General features: G+C 68.5%; 19 protein-coding genes. 12 read left to right on the top strand and 7 right to left on the bottom strand.

Translation table 11 applies throughout. The annotated features are described in order from the left end of the window. Window positions 1–24: 24 nt before the first annotated feature. Together lspA and AB7E83_RS09755 are read right to left on the bottom strand one after the other, a co-directional pair. Window positions 25–564 carry a signal peptidase II gene (lspA, locus tag AB7E83_RS09760; RefSeq protein ID WP_428568408.1) on the bottom strand — a complete coding sequence of 180 codons (540 nt, stop codon included), beginning with the start codon at window positions 562–564 and terminating at the stop codon, window positions 25–27. Next, the gene (locus tag AB7E83_RS09755) at window positions 561–2,702 is read right to left on the bottom strand and encodes a heavy metal translocating P-type ATPase (protein WP_428568406.1); all 2,142 of its coding nucleotides are present in this window, start codon (window positions 2,700–2,702) and stop codon (window positions 561–563) included. The genes lspA and AB7E83_RS09755 overlap by 4 nt, the downstream gene beginning before the upstream one ends. 255 nt (window positions 2,703–2,957) lie before the next feature. On the opposite strand from AB7E83_RS09755, the gene cadR reads away from it, so the two are divergent. Further along, window positions 2,958–3,422, top strand: a complete 465-nt coding sequence (gene cadR / locus AB7E83_RS09750) for a Cd(II)/Pb(II)-responsive transcriptional regulator (RefSeq protein WP_428568403.1) — start codon at window positions 2,958–2,960, stop codon at window positions 3,420–3,422. Between the two features lie 48 nt (window positions 3,423–3,470). Here the strand turns inward: cadR and AB7E83_RS09745 are convergent, their stop codons facing one another. The 5 genes from AB7E83_RS09745 to AB7E83_RS09725 all read right to left on the bottom strand — a co-directional run bounded on the left by AB7E83_RS09745 (window position 3,471) and on the right by AB7E83_RS09725 (window position 5,560). Further along, a complete protein-coding gene (locus AB7E83_RS09745) occupies window positions 3,471–3,860 on the bottom strand; it encodes a hypothetical protein (RefSeq protein WP_428568401.1) in 390 nt (129 codons plus the stop codon). Next, complete coding sequence (locus AB7E83_RS09740; RefSeq protein ID WP_428568398.1) at window positions 3,860–4,189, bottom strand: heavy-metal-associated domain-containing protein; 330 nt, start codon at window positions 4,187–4,189, stop codon at window positions 3,860–3,862. The genes AB7E83_RS09745 and AB7E83_RS09740 overlap by 1 nt, the downstream gene beginning before the upstream one ends. A gap of 10 nt (window positions 4,190–4,199) precedes the next feature. Then, window positions 4,200–4,847 (bottom strand): hypothetical protein, encoded by a 648-nt coding sequence (locus AB7E83_RS09735; protein WP_428568396.1) that lies wholly within the window; start codon window positions 4,845–4,847, stop codon window positions 4,200–4,202. After that, window positions 4,844–5,128, bottom strand: coding sequence for a copper-binding protein (locus tag AB7E83_RS09730; protein ID WP_428568394.1), 285 nt, complete (start codon window positions 5,126–5,128; stop codon window positions 4,844–4,846). Before AB7E83_RS09730 ends, AB7E83_RS09735 begins: the two co-directional genes overlap by 4 nt. A 72-nt stretch (window positions 5,129–5,200) precedes the next feature. Beyond that, window positions 5,201–5,560, bottom strand: coding sequence for a hypothetical protein (locus AB7E83_RS09725; RefSeq protein ID WP_428568391.1), 360 nt, complete (start codon window positions 5,558–5,560; stop codon window positions 5,201–5,203). A gap of 535 nt (window positions 5,561–6,095) precedes the next feature. Here AB7E83_RS09725 and AB7E83_RS09720 point away from each other — a divergent pair. The 11 genes from AB7E83_RS09720 to AB7E83_RS09670 all read left to right on the top strand — a co-directional run bounded on the left by AB7E83_RS09720 (window position 6,096) and on the right by AB7E83_RS09670 (window position 15,251). Further along, window positions 6,096–6,503 carry a hypothetical protein gene (locus AB7E83_RS09720; protein WP_428568389.1) on the top strand — a complete coding sequence of 136 codons (408 nt, stop codon included), beginning with the start codon at window positions 6,096–6,098 and terminating at the stop codon, window positions 6,501–6,503. 111 nt (window positions 6,504–6,614) lie between these two features. After that, the gene (locus tag AB7E83_RS09715; protein WP_428568387.1) at window positions 6,615–7,088 is read left to right on the top strand and encodes a hypothetical protein; all 474 of its coding nucleotides are present in this window, start codon (window positions 6,615–6,617) and stop codon (window positions 7,086–7,088) included. Next, window positions 7,085–8,509 (top strand): TolC family protein, encoded by a 1,425-nt coding sequence (locus tag AB7E83_RS09710; RefSeq protein WP_428568385.1) that lies wholly within the window; start codon window positions 7,085–7,087, stop codon window positions 8,507–8,509. Before AB7E83_RS09715 ends, AB7E83_RS09710 begins: the two co-directional genes overlap by 4 nt. 15 nt (window positions 8,510–8,524) lie before the next feature. Then, a complete protein-coding gene (locus tag AB7E83_RS09705; protein ID WP_428568382.1) occupies window positions 8,525–9,952 on the top strand; it encodes a multicopper oxidase family protein in 1,428 nt (475 codons plus the stop codon). A 17-nt stretch (window positions 9,953–9,969) separates the two neighbouring features. After that, window positions 9,970–10,479 (top strand): cupredoxin domain-containing protein, encoded by a 510-nt coding sequence (locus AB7E83_RS09700; RefSeq protein WP_428568379.1) that lies wholly within the window; start codon window positions 9,970–9,972, stop codon window positions 10,477–10,479. Further along, window positions 10,476–10,973 carry a DUF411 domain-containing protein gene (locus AB7E83_RS09695; protein WP_428568376.1) on the top strand — a complete coding sequence of 166 codons (498 nt, stop codon included), beginning with the start codon at window positions 10,476–10,478 and terminating at the stop codon, window positions 10,971–10,973. Before AB7E83_RS09700 ends, AB7E83_RS09695 begins: the two co-directional genes overlap by 4 nt. Before the next feature lie 107 nt (window positions 10,974–11,080). Continuing rightward, complete coding sequence (locus AB7E83_RS09690; RefSeq protein WP_428568375.1) at window positions 11,081–11,446, top strand: hypothetical protein; 366 nt, start codon at window positions 11,081–11,083, stop codon at window positions 11,444–11,446. A 50-nt stretch (window positions 11,447–11,496) separates the two neighbouring features. Beyond that, on the top strand, window positions 11,497–11,880 hold the full coding sequence (locus AB7E83_RS09685; RefSeq protein WP_428568372.1) for a copper-binding protein: 384 nt from the start codon (window positions 11,497–11,499) through the stop codon (window positions 11,878–11,880). 109 nt (window positions 11,881–11,989) lie between these two features. Next, window positions 11,990–12,511, top strand: coding sequence for a DUF305 domain-containing protein (locus AB7E83_RS09680; protein ID WP_428568369.1), 522 nt, complete (start codon window positions 11,990–11,992; stop codon window positions 12,509–12,511). Between the two features lie 71 nt (window positions 12,512–12,582). Continuing rightward, window positions 12,583–12,774 (top strand): heavy-metal-associated domain-containing protein, encoded by a 192-nt coding sequence (locus AB7E83_RS09675; RefSeq protein ID WP_428568366.1) that lies wholly within the window; start codon window positions 12,583–12,585, stop codon window positions 12,772–12,774. A 62-nt stretch (window positions 12,775–12,836) separates the two neighbouring features. Next, complete coding sequence (locus AB7E83_RS09670) at window positions 12,837–15,251, top strand: copper-transporting P-type ATPase (protein WP_428568363.1); 2,415 nt, start codon at window positions 12,837–12,839, stop codon at window positions 15,249–15,251. The last annotated feature ends 1 nt before the right edge of the window (window position 15,252 follow it).

Raw genomic sequence — 15,252 nt, 5'->3', positions numbered from 1 at the left:
AGCGTCGGCCGCTCCACTCCGCCGTCACCCGCTCGCGCGCGTGGCTTTCAACGACGCCGCGACCAAGCAAAGCGCCCCGACGCAGATGGCGATGTCGGCCACGTTGAAGACGGGCCAGTGCAAGCCGGCGAGGTGGAAGTCCAGGAAATCCGTGACGCTTCCGAACGCGAAGCGGTCGATGGCATTGCCGACCGCGCCGCCCAGGATCATGGCGTAGGCGAAGGCTTCGATCCGGTCGCGCTTCGCGCTCAGCATCCAAGCGAGGACGGCGGAGACCAGAAGGGCCAGGACAATGAAAAACCAACGCTGCCAACCTCCCGCGTCGGCGAGGAAGCTGAACGCGGCTCCCGAGTTTCGCGCGGACACCAAGTTGAAGAACGGCGCCAGGGGCAGGGATTCCCCTTCGACCATGCGGGCGCGCACCAGGGCCTTGGTAGCGAAGTCGCCGACGACCGCGGCCGCGGCCAAGCCCCACCAGGGCAGCGCCGTCCGCGCGCGCTCGGTCCATGCGACCCTAAGGATGGGGGCGGCGCTTGCCGTTTGGACGTCTCGTATCCCGCTCATGCCTCGACGCCTTTTGAAGCGGAGGCCGAGCGGCCTCCGAGCAGGCGCAGGCCGTTGGCGACGACCAGCAGGCTCGCGCCCATGTCGGCGAAGACGGCCATCCACATGCTCGCCTCGCCGAAGACCGCCCACGCGAGGAAGACGGACTTGATGCCGAGAGCCACGGCGATGTTCTGCCAGAGGATGGAGTGCGTCCTGCGCGAGAGCCGCACGGTCTCGGCCACGCGTCGCAGGTCGTCGTTCATGATGACCACGTCGGCGGCCTCCATCGCGGTGTCGGTGCCGGCAGCCCCCATGGCGAAGCCGACGTCCGCCTGCGCGAGAGCCGGAGCGTCGTTGATGCCGTCTCCCGTCATGCCCACCGCGCCGTAGCGCTTCTGCATGTCGCGGATGGCGTCGAGCTTGGCCTCCGGCAACAGGTCGCCGCGCGCGTCGCCGATGCCGGCTTGCTTGGCGATCGACTGCGCCGTGGCCTGGTTGTCGCCGGTGAGCATGACGGAGGCGACGCCCAGCTTCGCCAGGTCCGCGATGGCCGCCTTGGAGCTTTCCTTGATCGTGTCGGCCACCGCGAAGAGCGCCATGACTCCGGCGGAGCCCGCCAGCATCGTGATCGTCCGGCCCTGAGCCTCGTGCAGCGCGAGCTCCGCTTCGAGCTCAGGGCCGCATAGGCCGCGCTCGTGCATGACCCGGTGGTTGCCAAGCAGGAGCTTCTCGCCCTCCGCCGAGCCCTCGACGCCGCGCCCTGCCAGCGCCTTGAAGTCTTCGACTGGCGGGGGATCGAGCGCGAGGCCCGTGGCGATCGCTTTGGAGACCGGATGGTCGGAGCGCGAAGCCAGAGCCACGGCTAGCCGCTTGGCGCGGCCCTCGTCGGCGCCGCCCCAAGCCTTGAAGTCGACCAGGCGCGGTTTGCCCTCGGTGATGGTGCCGGTCTTGTCCAGCGCGACGGCTTTGAGCAGGCGCGCGTTTTCCAGGAACGTGCCGCCCTTGATCAGGATGCCTCGGCGCGCGGCGGCCGACAGGCCGCTCACGACCGTGACTGGCGTCGAGATCACCAGCGCGCAGGGGCAGGCGATCACCAGAAGCACCAAGGCCTTGTAGACCGATTCGAGCCAGGTCGCGCCGGCGAGCCAAGGCAAGAGAACCGCGGTGGCCACGGCGAGGGCGAACACCGCCGGCGTGTAGACGGCCGCGAAGCGGTCGACGAAGCGCTGCGTGGGCGCGCGCGCGCCTTGCGCCTGCTCCACCGCGTGGATGATGCGGGCCAGCGCCGTGTTTGCCGAAGCGGCGGTGACGCGGAATTCGATCTCGCCGGTCTCGTTGATGGTGCCTGCGAAGACCTGGTCGCCCGGCCCCTTGTCGACCGGGATGCTTTCGCCCGTGATCGGAGCCTGGTTCACCGCGCTCTCGCCCTTGGTGATCACGCCATCTAGCGCCACGCGCTCGCCCGGGCGCGCGCGCACGACCGCGTCCACCGGGACCTCGGCCGCGGGGGTGTCGACCCACGAGCCGCCAGGCGCGAGCATGAGCGCCTTCTCCGGCGCCATGTCCAGGAGGTCCTTGATCGAGTTGCGGGCGCGGTCGACCGCTTTGGCCTCGATCAGTTCCGCGATCGCGTAGAGCGCCATCACCATCGCGGCCTCGGGCCACTCGCCGATGAAGAAAGCGCCGATCACGGCCACCGACATCAGCGCGTTGATGTTGAGCTTCCCGCGGAAGAGCGCGGATATGCCCTTTTTGTAGACGTCGAGGCCCGCCAGCCAGATCGCGACGGCCGCCAGGGCCATGCCGGCCATCTTCCAGGGGAGCGCCTCGGGGGCGAAGAAGGACAGAGCCTCCGCGCCCACGGCGAACGCGAGGGCGAGGCCCAAGCGCTTCGCGCCGGCCTCGGGAGCGTGGTCGTGGTCGTGCCCGTCGCCGTCCGCATGCGCCTCGGCGCCGGTTCTGGCCGCGAGCTCGGGGCCGTCCAGGGGCTGAGGATCGAAGCCGGCCTTCCTGATCGCCTCGAGGGCGGGCGCGAAGGACGCGGCGTCCGCGTCGATGCGCAACTGCCTGGCGCCGAGTTGAAAGCCGAGGGAGCGCACGCCGGCGACGTTCTCCAAGGCGCGCCGGATCTCGGACTCCTCCGAGCTGCAATCCATGGTGGCGATCCGGTAGCGCCGTCCCGTCGAAAGCGCGGGCTGGACCGCGGCGGCCGCCGGCGAGCCGCAGCAGTCGTCGCCCGGCTGAGCTTCGGCTGGGACGGGGGGCGCGCAGGAGCTCCCGCAGCAGGATTCTGGTTGGACTTCGGGCGACGTTTTTGCTTTCATGGTCCAATTAGAAACCTTAAAGCCGCTAGAGAGTCAAGCGGGCCGTTTTCCGGCTCCGCGCAGGCGGCGGCCCACAGCGGAGGCGCAATGAAGATCGGGGAATTGGCGAAGGCCACGGGGACGCAGACGGAGACGATCCGCTACTACGAGGCGGAGGGCTTGCTGCCCAAGGCCGGCAGGACGGACTCCAACTACCGGGTCTACGGCCAGGCCCACCTCGCGCGGCTGTCCTTCATCCGCCATTGCCGAACTTTGGACATGACGCTCGGCGAGATCCAGACGCTCTTGCGCTTCAAGGACTCTCCCGAGGAGAACTGCGAGGAGGTCAACGGGCTGCTCGACGAGCACATCGAGCACGTGGCCGCGCGGATCAAGGAGCTGCGCCACTTGCAGACGGAGCTCAAAGCCCTCCGGGAGGAGTGCGGCGCGGCGCGCGAGGCGGCGGCGTGCGGAATCCTCAAAGGATTGGACGCGGGGTCGCGAAAGAGTGGCGCGCGCGCAGCCAAGACCAAGAGCGGGCGCGTGCACGGGTCCCACGGCCGCATGGGGTGAAGGTAGAAGGCCCGCGCGAGCGGGCCTTCCTTCCAGGGCAGGGTCCCGTCAGACCAGCGCGGGCTGGACGAAAGCGAACCAGCCCCCGACCAGGTATGCGGCCAAGCTAGCGAAGTAGACCCGGCTCGCCACTTTTCTGGTCCGCAGGCACGCGTCGCGAAGCGCCGGATCCACCGGGCACGGCGCCGTCCTGTTCCTCCACTGCATCCACCCCGAAAGGGCCAGCGCCGCGCCGGAAACCGCAAAGAGGGCTTCCTTGTGTTCGCTTAGCCAGACGATCTGCGGGAAGACCGAAACAAGCGAGGAGAGGGCCGCGCCGGCTCCAAGGGCGACAAGCAGCGCGGGAATCGCGCAGCACACCAGCGTGCTCGATGTGGCGAACAGCGTCGCCACCGAGCTCCACAGGCTGCCGCGCGTTTGTGCGACTCCGTCGTCCATCACTTCTTCGCGCTCTTGGAGGCGGCCTTCATCTCGTCAACGGAAGTCGTGGAGGGCTCCATCTTCACGACGTCGTAGCCGGCGTCGACGATGGCCGCGCCGATCGCCTTCTCGTCGAGCGTCTTGCCGTCCTTGGCCTCCACCAGGACCACCTTGCTCTTCAAGTCGACGAAGACCGCCTTGGTGGCGTCCATCTTCGAGATGGTCTTCTCGATGCCTTGCGCGCAGAATGCGCAGACCATGCCGTTGACGGTGGCCTTCACGCTGTTGGCGGCGAAGGCGGGAAGCGCGGCCATCGCGATGGCCAGGGAAACGATGATGTTGCGCATGTGAATCTCCTTAGAAGGTATACATAAAGTTGAAGCGGAGCTGCTTGGAGTTGTTCACGCCAGCCTCCACGAAGTAGCGGTTGTGGATCAGCCGGAGCATCGGCGTGATCTCGGTCATGTCGGAGAGCCCGCGCATGCGGCGCGCCTCCACCACGAACCATGGCTGGACCTCGTCGTAGTCGACCTCGTAAAACGAGAAGCCCAGGCGCGCCGCGGCGTAGTCGTGATTGATCCCCTCGGCTCGGTAGAGCCTGGCGAAACCCATCGCGTAGACGCGCGTCGTCTCGTAGTCGACCTGAACGCCCGGCGAGGCCATGGTCCTCGTGCCCGAGAAGTCGTTGCCGCGCACGGCGCCGAGCCCCCCGACGAACCAGACGTTGGCCTGCGCGTGCGGCATGTTCCAGCGTTTGAGCAGCCTGGTGTAGGCGACCTCGGCCAGCTCGCGCGACTTGGTCTTGTCGTCGCTGCGCATGTAGAGCAACGACGGTCCGACGGCGTCGCGGGCCGTGAAGGCGTAGTTGGCGAAGCCCTCGCGCCAGTTGGGCGAGAGGTCGCCCATCGCCATCCAACTCTCCTTGAAGCCCATGGGCGCGGCTTGCGCCTGGACTCCGAGAAGCGCCGCGGCGGCGAGCGGGGCGATATGAAGAAGACGCCTCATCTCGCCTTCTCCATCGCCTCGACGACCAGGTGGTCGTCCTTGCTCCCCACTCGGAAGCGGACCTTGTCGCCCGCCTTGAACGGCTTCAAGTCGATGGTCTTCCCGACTTTGAAGGGCATCACCATGGCTTCCATGTCGATGCTCTCGATGCGCTCGTGGTCGAGGGTCACCCGCGAGCGCTCCGGCTCCACCTTCACCACCTTGGCCGCGACCCACTCTGCCGGCCCGGCGTGCGCCGCGAAGCCCATGGCGAGGGCAGCGGCGAATAACCAATGTCTCATGTCGATCTCCTGATGCGCGCGTCGCCGCGCGCGAAAACGCTCCCGCGTCGCCGCGGGGTCATCGAGGGGAGATCAGGAGATGGGAGGTCGCAGGTCGCGCGCGAGGTCCGCGCTGGCGTAGGAAAGCCTGCCGGCCGCCGGAGGGCCGGTCGGAGCGGGCCCTTGCTCGAAGGCGACTTCCGGCAGGCAAGCGGAGGCGGCGCAGAGATGGCAGGCCATGCAGTGCGCGGCGGCTTGCGGCGCGCCGTCCTCGGAGCCCGCTTCGGCCTTCGCCTTGGCCATCATGGGGCAGTCCTCGGGCATCGACTCCATGGCCATGACGCCGGCGGCGCTCGCCGTTTGATCGGCGGCCATGCGGACCGCCATGCCTTCGGCCGCCCACATCCGCATGGGCAGAAGAGCGATCATCAGGATCAGGACGAGCGTCCGCATGGACTGATGATACCCAGCGACGCCGCAAGTTCAACCCAGCGCCTGCGCCCGTGCCGACGCCGCCGCGTCCCAGATCTGCTGCCGAGCTAGGGCTCTCCATTCGGCTGCCCCTCGTCCAAGGGTCTGCGGCATCGGTCTAAAGAGCGCAATGCCACATACTTTTGGCATTGGCGGGCTCTTTGTCCAAAGTATGTGGCGCCAAGCGAGCTTCGATCCGCCTGAGCTGCCGCTCTCCGCTCGGCTGCTCCCTATCCAAGGTATGTCACATCGGTCAAACAGCGGAATGCCACATACTTTTGCCATTGGCCGGCCTTTTGTCCAAAGTATGTGGCGCAAGGCGCCTTGATCCGTTCTACGCGGCGGCCGGCACCAGCTCAGCGGTTTGGAATTTCTCGCAAAAGGGCTTGACCTTGCCATAGGGGCAAGGTTCAAGATGGGGTTCAGTATGAAAACGAACTCACGTGAAGCAATGTTCTGTAGGCAATGGCGGCAACGCCGTTGCGCTCGGCTCGCTTTGCGCTAGGATGCGAAGGTAATGTCCATTCTCCGCCTCGTCATCGCATGGCTCGTCATGGCCGCGCTTCCCCTGCAAGGGATAGCGGCCGCGTCGATGCTTTTCTGCGAGCAGGCGGCGCATGCGACGGTGTCGCAGCCTTCGGGCCATGACCACGCGACCCACCAACACGGGGACGACGGCTCCGCCAAAGCGGAGCAGTCGGCCAAGCAGGACGCCCAGCGAGCCGACGGTTCGCAAGCCAAGTCCGGTTTGGCGGGCGACGGGCACGCCTGCCCGATCTGCGCCTCGTGCTGCAACCTGGTCGCCCTCACCGAGGCGCCCGTCCTGAGCTCTGCCGGGGATTCCCCCGAAGCTCAGCCTCTCCAAGGGCCCGCGCGCGTGTTCACGCGCCACGCGCCCACTCCCGAGAAGCCTCCTCGCGCCTAAGCGGCCGCCGTCGGCCCGGTAGATCCGGGCCGGGCCGCCGCATTTCCGTCTCCACCCTGCTCGCGGCAACCCGCGGCCAGGCGCATGCGAAACGAAATCACGCGAGGACCCATGTCAAAAGAAATCAGAACCATTCTCCTAGGCGCCGCCGCGCTCGCGGCAAGCCTCGCGGCGGGCGCGCAGACGGCGGCTCCCGCCCCGGCTCCCGCCCAGCAAGCGGCCCCGGAGGCCGCGCAATCGGCGCCGTATAGCTCCGCCTTTGAGGGCTACCGCCCGTTCTCCGCCGACGAGGTGGGGGACTGGCGCAAGGCCAACGACACCGTCCGCGAGATCGGCGGCTGGCGCGCCTACGCCCGCGAAATCCAAGGCGGCTCGCAGGCCCAGCCGGGCGCCGCGGCTCCCGCTGGCGCGCACGGCGGCCACGGCGCGCAGAGCGCCCAGCCGCAAGCCCAGCCTCAAACCCAAGCGCCGGGGCAGGGCGCCGCGACGCGCCCCGCTGCGCCGGCCTCCGCCGCTCCGGCTCCGTCCGCCGCTCCGGCTCGTCCGGCGGCTCCCGCCAATCCTCACCAGGGGCACGCCCGATGAAAAGAACATTCAAGCTGGCCGCGGCGGCCGCCGCCGCCCTGGTCCTGGCCGGCTGCGCCGCGCCGAACATGCAAGCCGCGATGGGGGAGGCCAACGAGCTGGCCGGCCCCATCTCCGGCGGCGTGAAAGCCGAGCTCCAACGCGACGCGTCGCAGCGCGAGGCGGCCTCCAAACTCGCGGGCGACCTGCTCGCCACGCCATTGACCATGGACGGCGCGGCGCAGCTCGCCGTCGCCAACAGCCCGGCGTTCCAAGCCGCTCTCGCGCAGAGCTGGGGCGAGATCGCCGCGGCCCAGCAGCGCGGGCTGCCCGGAGGCCTCGTCTTCTCGTTCGAGAGGCTGCGCGAAGGCGCGGACCTGGAATTGGGGCGCCTGCTCTCCGTGGGCCTCTTCGACCTGATCACGCTCCCGCAGAGGCGCGTCGTTTCTCGTATCGAATCCGAGCAGGCGCGCGTCAGGATGGCCGGCGCGGTGGTCGACCAAGTGTCGAGCGCCAAGCAGGCGTGGGTGCGGGCGGTCGCCGCGCGCGAGGTCGAGGCCTACGCCGTCCAGGTGAAGGACGCGGCGGAAGCCAGCGCGGAGCTCGCGCGCCGCCTGCAGAGCGTGGGCAACTTCACCAAGCTCCAAGCCGCGCGCCAGCACCTGTTCTACGGCGACGCGACCTCGCGCCTGGCCGCGGCCAGGCAGCAAGCGGTGTCGACGCGCGAGGAGCTCGTGAGGCAACTGGGCCTGACCGACGAGCAGGCCAAGGCGTTGAAGCTGCCCGGCCGCCTGCCGGAGCTGCCCAAGGCGCCCAAGGCCCCCGACGAAATCTCCAAGGCGTTGGCCTCGCAGCGGCTCGACGCGCGCCTGGCGCGCTTGGAGCTCGAAGCGGCCAGCCGCGGGCGCGGAGTCGACCTGCTCACGAGCTTGACTGACGTGGAGCTCGGAGCCCGGCGCGACACGCGCTTCGAGGGCAACGGCGAGAAGTCCACCACGCGCGGCTGGGAGCTCGAAATCAGGCTGCCGCTGTTCGATTGGGGCTCGACCCGGCGCGCGGCGCTCGACGCTCGCTCGCTCGCCGCGGTCAATCGCTACGAGGCGGTCGCGCGCGGCGCCGGATCCCAGGCGCGCGAAAGCTACGCGGCCTACCGCACGGCGTTCGAGCAGGCGAAGCACCAACGCGACGAGATGGTCCCGCTGCGCAAGACGATCTCCGAGGAGAACGTGCTTCGCTACAACGGGATGATGATCGGCGTCTTCGAGCTGCTCGCCGACGCGCGCGAGCAAGTCGGCGGCGTTATCTCCGCCATCGAGGCGCAGCGCGACTTCTGGCTCGCCGACGCGTCCCTCTCATCCACCTTGATCGGCAAGCCCCAAGCGGGCGCCGCCGCCTCGGCCTCCTCCGCGGGATCCGCTCCCGCCGCGGAAGCCGGCCACTAAGCACGAGGAGAAAACATGACCGACAGAAGACGATTTCTCGCGGGCTTCGGCGCCATCGCCGGAGCGGTGAGCGCGGCCTCGGTGAGCAAGGTGGCCATGGCCGCTCTGCCCGAGCCCGTGATCCAGACCAAGCCCGACACCGCCGCGCCGCTGATCCCCAACACAGGGCGCCCCTACAACCCCGTGGTCACCTTGAACGGGTGGACGGCGCCTTGGCGCATGAACAACGGGGTCAAGGAGTTCCACCTGGTGGCCGAGCCCGTGGTGCGCGAGATGACGCCCGGCTTCAAAGCCCACCTGTGGGGCTACAACGGGCAGTCGCCCGGGCCCACGATCGAAGTGGTCGAGGGCGACCGCGTGCGCATCTTCGTGACCAACAAGCTGCCCGAGCACACCAGCATCCACTGGCACGGCCAGCGACTGCCCAACGGCATGGACGGCGTGGCCGGGCTCAACCAGCCCGCCATCCCCGTGGGCAAGACCTTCGTCTACGAGTTCGTGGCGCGCAGGCCCGGCACCTTCATGTATCACCCGCACGCCGACGAGATGACGCAGATGGCCATGGGGATGATGGGCTTCTGGATCACGCACCCCAAGGGCAAGCATCCGCTGATCGACGAGGTCGACCGCGACTTCGTCTTCCTGCTCAACGCCTACGACATCGATCCGGGCGCCTACACGCCCAAGATCATGACGATGACGGACTTCAACATCTGGACGTTCAACAGCCGGGTGTTTCCAGGCATCTCGTCGATGAACGTGCGGCACAACGACAAGGTGCGCATCCGGTTCGGAAACCTGTCGATGACCAACCACCCGATCCACCTGCATGGGCACGAGTTCCTCGTCACCGGCACCGACGGCGGGCCCACGCCCAAGAGCACGCGCTGGCACGAGGTCACCACGGACGTCGCCGTGGGGCAGATGCGCCAGATCGAGTTCCTGGCCGACGAGGAGGGCGACTGGGCGTTCCACTGCCACAAGAGCCACCACACCATGGGCGCGATGGGCCACGACGTGCCGACCATGATCGGCGTGGACCACCGCGGCGTGGCCAAGAAGATCGCGGGACTCGTCCCCGACTACATGGTCATGGGCGAGCGCGGCATGGCCGACATGGGCGAGATGGACATGCCCATCCCCGACAACACCCAAAAGATGATGGCCGGCGAGGGCCCCTTCGGCGGGCTCGAGATGGGCGGCATGTTCACCACCGTGAAGGTGCGCCGCGAGCAAAAGCGCGGCGACTACTCCGATCCAGGCTGGTTCAAGCACCAGCCAGGGACCGTGGCCTACGAGTTCAAGGGCCAGCTGCCCGAGCCGGCGCGCGCAAGCGCGCCAACTCCCGCGCCGCAAAGCGCTCCTTCCGCGGCCAGGACGCCCGCGGCCAAGGACGTCGAAGTCCGCGTCCGCAAACCCGCTTCCGGCCACAAGGGCCACTAATCCTAGGAGACATGAACATGAACAAATCGACTTTCGCCGCCCTCGCCACCGCTTGCGCGCTCGCCTTTTCCGCGGGCTCCGCGCTCGCGCACGAGAACCACGACGCCAAGAAGCCGGCCGCAGCGGTCAAGAAGGAGCAGAAGCCCTGGGGCATCGCTGGCGACGCCAAGAGCGCCAAGCGCACGATCGAGATCGCCATGAGCGATGACATGCGCTTCACGCCCTCGAACATCGAGGTCAAGCAAGGCGAGACCGTGAAGTTCGTCGTGCGCAACAAGGGCAAGGTCCTGCACGAGATGGTCATCGGCGACAAGAAGACGCTCGACGAGCACGCGGCGCTCATGGCCAAGTTCCCGGGCATGGAGCACGACGAGCCCTACATGGTCCACGTCGCCGCGGGCAAGGAAGCCTCGCTCGTCTGGACCTTCAACCGCCCCGGCGACTTCGACTTCGCGTGCCTGATCGCGGGCCACTACCAGGCGGGCATGGTCGGCAAGATCAAGGTGGTCGCCGGAGGGGGCAAATGAGCGCGGGCGCCATCTCCCGCAGGCGCGCCGTCTGCGCGGCCCTGATCCTGGCGTGCGCGCCCGGCTTCGCCCTGGCGGCATCTCCCGCCGCGCCGACCGCCGTCGAGGTCTGGAAGGACCCCGAGTGCGGCTGCTGCAAGGACTGGGTGTCGCACATGGAAGCGGCCGGCTTCAAGGTGAAGGTGAACGACGTGGGCAACAACGCCGTTCGCGCGAGCCTGGGCATCGACAAGAAGCTCGGCTCCTGCCACACGGCGGTCGTAGGCGGCTACGCGCTGGAAGGCCACGTGCCGGCGCGCGAGGTCAAACGGTTGCTCGCCGAGCGGCCGGCGGCCCTAGGCCTCGCGGTCCCGGGCATGCCCGTCGGCTCGCCCGGCATGGACGGCGCCGTCTACGGCGGCCGCAAGGACTCCTTCGACGTGCTCCTGCTCGTCAAGGACGGACCCAACAAGGTCTACCAACGATACGAAGGGAACGCCGCCAAGCGGTCCTGACGAAATCGTAACCAACGAGCAAGCGCCGGGCAAAAGCCGGCGTGTAGCTTGAAACGGCGGCGGAGGCCGCGCAACCGGCCGAGAGGCCATTTCAAAAGGGAAGCATCATGAAAAACAAGCAATCGGCAATCGCTCTGGCCCTCGTCGCGGCGGGGCTCCTCGGAACCTCCGCCTTCGCGGCGACCGGCTTCAACCCCGTCGGCGGCGAGCGCGGCGCTGCGGCCCACCAACCAGCCCCGGGGTTGACCCGCGACCAAGTCACCCAAGAGTTCCTGGCGTTCCGCGCCAACCCCGTGGGCGCCGACGGCGGCGTCTACGTCGGCGGCGAGATCGGCTGGGAGCCCCACCGCCACGTCTACACGCGGGACGGCAAGCACGCCGACGCCTTCCCGCCGATCGCCTCGAACCATACGGCCCCGGCCGCGCGAGGCGCGGGCGATCAGCGCGCGATCCAAGAGCAATACGTCAACTGAATCTGGGCGCCTCGCGCGCCTTTCGACCCCACCCATCCTAGGAGCTAACCATGACCCATTTCGCTAAATCCATCATCCTCGCCGCCGGCCTCGCGCTGGGCGTGTCCGCGTTCGCCGCCGGCGACCACGGCGCCACGCACGGCTCGGCCACCGCCGCTCCTGTCGCCCAGGCGCAAGCCGCGGCCCCCGCGGCCCCGTCCGCCGCCGTCGACCTCACCGAGGGCGAGATCCGCAAAGTCGACAAGTCCACCGGCAAGATCACCGTCAAGCACGGCGAGATCAAAAACCTCGACATGCCGGCCATGACGATGGTCTTCGGCGTGAAGGACGCCGCGATGCTCGACAAGGTCAAGCAAGGCGACAAGGTGCGCTTCCGGGCGGCCAACGAGGACGGCAAGTTCACCATCACCGAGATCCAAGCCGCGGCCCAGTAAGCGCGCGCGGCGATGGCAAGGGCGCGGCGGGGCTTCCCTCGCCGCGCCCTTGACCTTTCCACTGGGTCAAGGCTCACAGTGGCCGCTTCCATCAACCAAGGAGCTACGCATGAAACACGACGCACACGCTCGGCCTCCCGCAGGCGCGAACCACGCGGCAGGACACGGCGGCTCGTCCGCCCGCGCTTACTGGCTGTTCGCGCTGAACCTCGCGCTCAGCCTCGTCCCGATGTATCTGGCCATGTTCACGATGATCGACGGGCGGGGCGACTTCCGGAACAACGTGAACATGTTCTACATGGCGCTGACCATGCTCGCGCCCATGGGGATGATCATGCTGGCCACGATGGGTTCGATGTATGGCAACAAGCCGCTGAACCTCGCGCTCTACGCCGGCCTCGCCATCCTCCTCGTCGCTTCGCTGTGGGCCACGCGAGCTCAAGCTCTGGTCGACGACAAGCAGTTCGTCGACTCGATGATTCCCCACCATTCAGGCGCCATCCTCATGTGCCGCGAGGCGCGGCTGGCGGATCCGGAACTCGTGAAGCTCTGCGGCGAGATCGTCAAGGCACAACGCGCGGAGATCGCCCAGATGGAGTCCATCGCCGCGCGCCTGCGCGCTTCGAGATAGTTTCCAGGACCCCTTGACCTTGCCATGGGGTCAAGGTTCACACTGTCGATGAAGCAACCAAGGAGGTCCTCATGCACGAGCTCAAAGTCCCCAACATGAACTGCGGCGGGTGCGCCAAGTCGGTCGCCCGCGCCGTCTCCGCGGTCGATCCCGCGGCGAAAGTCGAGTTCGACCTGCGCGAGAAGAAGGTGAGGATCGAGTCGGCCTCCGGACGCGAGAAGTTCGAAGCCGCCCTGGCGTCCGCAGGGTTCAAGCCCGCGTGACTTGCGTCAACCGGCTTGGCGACCGCCGCGCGCAACATCGATCCATCTGAGGAGATCCCGCCATGGACCACAAACATTCGGCCCACAAGCCAAGCGGGCTCGCGCCCTCGGATGGAGCCACGGTCCATGGCGGCGCGGCATACGTCTGCCCCATGCACCCGGAGGTGCGGCGAGACGAGCCAGGGCGCTGCCCGCTCTGCGGCATGGCTTTGCAGGTCGAGGGCTCCCAGGTGCCCCCGGCCGACGGTGTCCATCATCATCATGCCCATCGGAGCCACGCTGCCGTTCCTGAGCCCGGGCCGCCCCACGGGGCCCACTCGGCCCATGCAGGCCACGCGCCATCCGCCGCGAAGGCCGCGCCTCCGCCTGCTGCGAGCGGCGCGGTCTACGTCTGCCCGATGCACCCCGAGGTCCGCCGCGACGCGCCCGGCCACTGCCCGATCTGCGGCATGGCGTTGGAGCCCGAGATGCCGACCTTGGGCGAGGGCAAGGATCCCGAGCTCGTCGACTTCGAGCGGCGCTTCTGGTGGACCCTGCCGCTGACCGTGGTCGGGGTGCTGCTCGCGATGCTCGGCCACTCCATGGAGCTCATGGACCCGCGCGCGCAGACGTGGGCGGAGCTCGCGCTGGGCGCGCCCGTCGTGCTCTGGGCGGGCGCTCCGTTCTTCAAGCGCGGCTGGGCCTCGGTCGTCAACAAGAGCCCCAACATGTGGACGCTGATCGCGCTGGGCACCGGCGCGGCGTTCCTCTACTCGGTGGTGGCCACCGTCGCCCCTGGCTTGTTCCCGGCGTCCTTCGTCGCCATGGGCCGGGTGGCCGTCTACTTCGAGGCTGCGTCGGCCATCATTTCGCTCACGCTCCTGGGGCAAGTGTTGGAGCTGCGCGCGCGCTCGGGCGCGGGGGCGGCGATTAGGGCTCTCCTGGGGCTCGCACCCAAGACGGCCCGGCGCGTCGATCCCGACGGGTCGGAAGCCGACGTGCCGATCTCGCACGTGCACGAGGGCGACCTGCTGCGGGTGCGCCCCGGCGAGAAGGTCCCCGTCGACGGCTCCGTGGTCGAGGGCCAGAGCTCGGTGAACGAATCGATGGTGACTGGCGAGCCCATGCCGATCTCCAAGGGACCCGGCGACAAGCTCATTGGCGCGACGGTGAACGCCTCGGGGTCGCTCTTGATGCGCGCGGAGAAGGTCGGATCGGCGACCGTGCTCTCGCAGATCGTGCAAATGGTCGCCCAGGCGCAGCGCTCGAAGGCGCCCATGCAGCGCATGGCCGACGTCGTGGCCGGCTACTTCGTCGTAGGCGTCGTGATCGCGGCGCTGGCGACCTTCTTCGCCTGGGGCCTTTGGGGCCCCGAGCCCTCGTGGGTCCATGGCCTCATCAACGCGGTGGCCGTCCTCATCATCGCCTGCCCCTGCGCGCTGGGGCTGGCCACTCCCATGTCGGTCATGGTGGCCACTGGCGAGGGCGCCAAGCGCGGCGTGCTGTTCAAGGACGCGTCGGCCATCGAGAACATGCGCAAGGTGGACGTGCTGATCGTCGACAAGACGGGGACGCTGACCGAGGGCAAGCCCGCCTTCCAGAAGGCGGTCGCGGCGCCCGGATTCAGCGAGGACGAAGTCCTACGGCTGGCCGCGAGCCTCGACCTGGGGAGCGAGCACCCGCTCGCGCACAGCATCGTCGAGGCCGCGAAGGCCAAGGGCCTCGCGCTCACCAAGGCCGACTCGTTCGATTCGAGCACCGGCATCGGGGTCACCGGGACGGTGGAGGGCAAGAGCCTTGCGCTGGGCAACGCCGCGCTCATGCAGAAGGTCGGCGTCGACGTCTCCTCCTTGGCCGAGCAGGGCGCGCAGCTGCGCGCCACCGGCGCCAGCGTCATGCACCTAGCCGTCGACGGCCGCTTCGCTGGCCTCTTGGCCGTGTCCGACCCGGTCAAGGGCACGACTGCCGAGGCCATCGCGAGGCTTCGCGCGCAAGGGGTGCGCCTGGTCATGGCCACCGGCGACGGCCTGGCGACCGCTAAGTCCGTCGCCCAGACGCTGCGCATCGACGAGGTGCACGGCGAAGTGAAGCCGGCCGACAAGCTCGAGCTCGCCCGCAAGTTCAAGAGCGAAGGCCTGGTGGTCGCCATGGCCGGGGACGGCATCAACGACGCTCCGGCCCTGGCGGGCGCGGACGTCGGCATCGCCATGGGAGCGGGGACCGACGTGGCCATGGAGAGCGCCCAGATCACTCTGGTCAAAGGGGACCTCAGGGCCATCGCCGACGCGCGCGACCTCTCCGAGGCCTCCGTGCGCAACATGCGCCAGAACCTGCTCTTCGCCTTCCTCTACAACGCGCTGGGGATCCCCCTGGCGGCCGGCGCGCTCTACCCATGGACCGGCTGGCTCCTCTCGCCGATGCTCGCCGCTCTGGCGATGAGCCTGAGCTCGGCATCCGTGGTGGGCAATGCGTTGCGTTTGAAGCGATGGCGTTCGTAGG

It is taken from the genome of Ramlibacter sp., from assembly GCF_050250995.1.
In the GTDB taxonomy this organism is placed as follows: Bacteria; Pseudomonadota; Gammaproteobacteria; order Burkholderiales; family Burkholderiaceae_C; genus Ramlibacter.
Note: the sequence above shows the minus strand (reverse complement) of the source record. Positions and strands in the feature narration are given on the sequence as shown.

Coding starts and splice junctions, on each gene's coding strand:
- cadR (WP_428568403.1), top strand. CDS start 2,958: ATGAAGATCGGGGAATTGGCGAAGGCCACGGGGACGCAGACGGAGACG.
- AB7E83_RS09675 (WP_428568366.1), top strand. CDS start 12,583: ATGCACGAGCTCAAAGTCCCCAACATGAACTGCGGCGGGTGCGCCAAG.
- AB7E83_RS09745 (WP_428568401.1), bottom strand. CDS start 3,860: ATGGACGACGGAGTCGCACAAACGCGCGGCAGCCTGTGGAGCTCGGTG.
- AB7E83_RS09710 (WP_428568385.1), top strand. CDS start 7,085: ATGAAAAGAACATTCAAGCTGGCCGCGGCGGCCGCCGCCGCCCTGGTC.
- AB7E83_RS09720 (WP_428568389.1), top strand. CDS start 6,096: ATGTCCATTCTCCGCCTCGTCATCGCATGGCTCGTCATGGCCGCGCTT.
- AB7E83_RS09680 (WP_428568369.1), top strand. CDS start 11,990: ATGAAACACGACGCACACGCTCGGCCTCCCGCAGGCGCGAACCACGCG.
- lspA (WP_428568408.1), bottom strand. CDS start 564: ATGAGCGGGATACGAGACGTCCAAACGGCAAGCGCCGCCCCCATCCTT.
- AB7E83_RS09690 (WP_428568375.1), top strand. CDS start 11,081: ATGAAAAACAAGCAATCGGCAATCGCTCTGGCCCTCGTCGCGGCGGGG.
- AB7E83_RS09735 (WP_428568396.1), bottom strand. CDS start 4,847: ATGAGGCGTCTTCTTCATATCGCCCCGCTCGCCGCCGCGGCGCTTCTC.
- AB7E83_RS09715 (WP_428568387.1), top strand. CDS start 6,615: ATGTCAAAAGAAATCAGAACCATTCTCCTAGGCGCCGCCGCGCTCGCG.
- AB7E83_RS09695 (WP_428568376.1), top strand. CDS start 10,476: ATGAGCGCGGGCGCCATCTCCCGCAGGCGCGCCGTCTGCGCGGCCCTG.
- AB7E83_RS09670 (WP_428568363.1), top strand. CDS start 12,837: ATGGACCACAAACATTCGGCCCACAAGCCAAGCGGGCTCGCGCCCTCG.
- AB7E83_RS09685 (WP_428568372.1), top strand. CDS start 11,497: ATGACCCATTTCGCTAAATCCATCATCCTCGCCGCCGGCCTCGCGCTG.
- AB7E83_RS09700 (WP_428568379.1), top strand. CDS start 9,970: ATGAACAAATCGACTTTCGCCGCCCTCGCCACCGCTTGCGCGCTCGCC.
- AB7E83_RS09705 (WP_428568382.1), top strand. CDS start 8,525: ATGACCGACAGAAGACGATTTCTCGCGGGCTTCGGCGCCATCGCCGGA.
- AB7E83_RS09755 (WP_428568406.1), bottom strand. CDS start 2,702: ATGGATTGCAGCTCGGAGGAGTCCGAGATCCGGCGCGCCTTGGAGAAC.
- AB7E83_RS09725 (WP_428568391.1), bottom strand. CDS start 5,560: ATGCGGACGCTCGTCCTGATCCTGATGATCGCTCTTCTGCCCATGCGG.
- AB7E83_RS09740 (WP_428568398.1), bottom strand. CDS start 4,189: ATGCGCAACATCATCGTTTCCCTGGCCATCGCGATGGCCGCGCTTCCC.
- AB7E83_RS09730 (WP_428568394.1), bottom strand. CDS start 5,128: ATGAGACATTGGTTATTCGCCGCTGCCCTCGCCATGGGCTTCGCGGCG.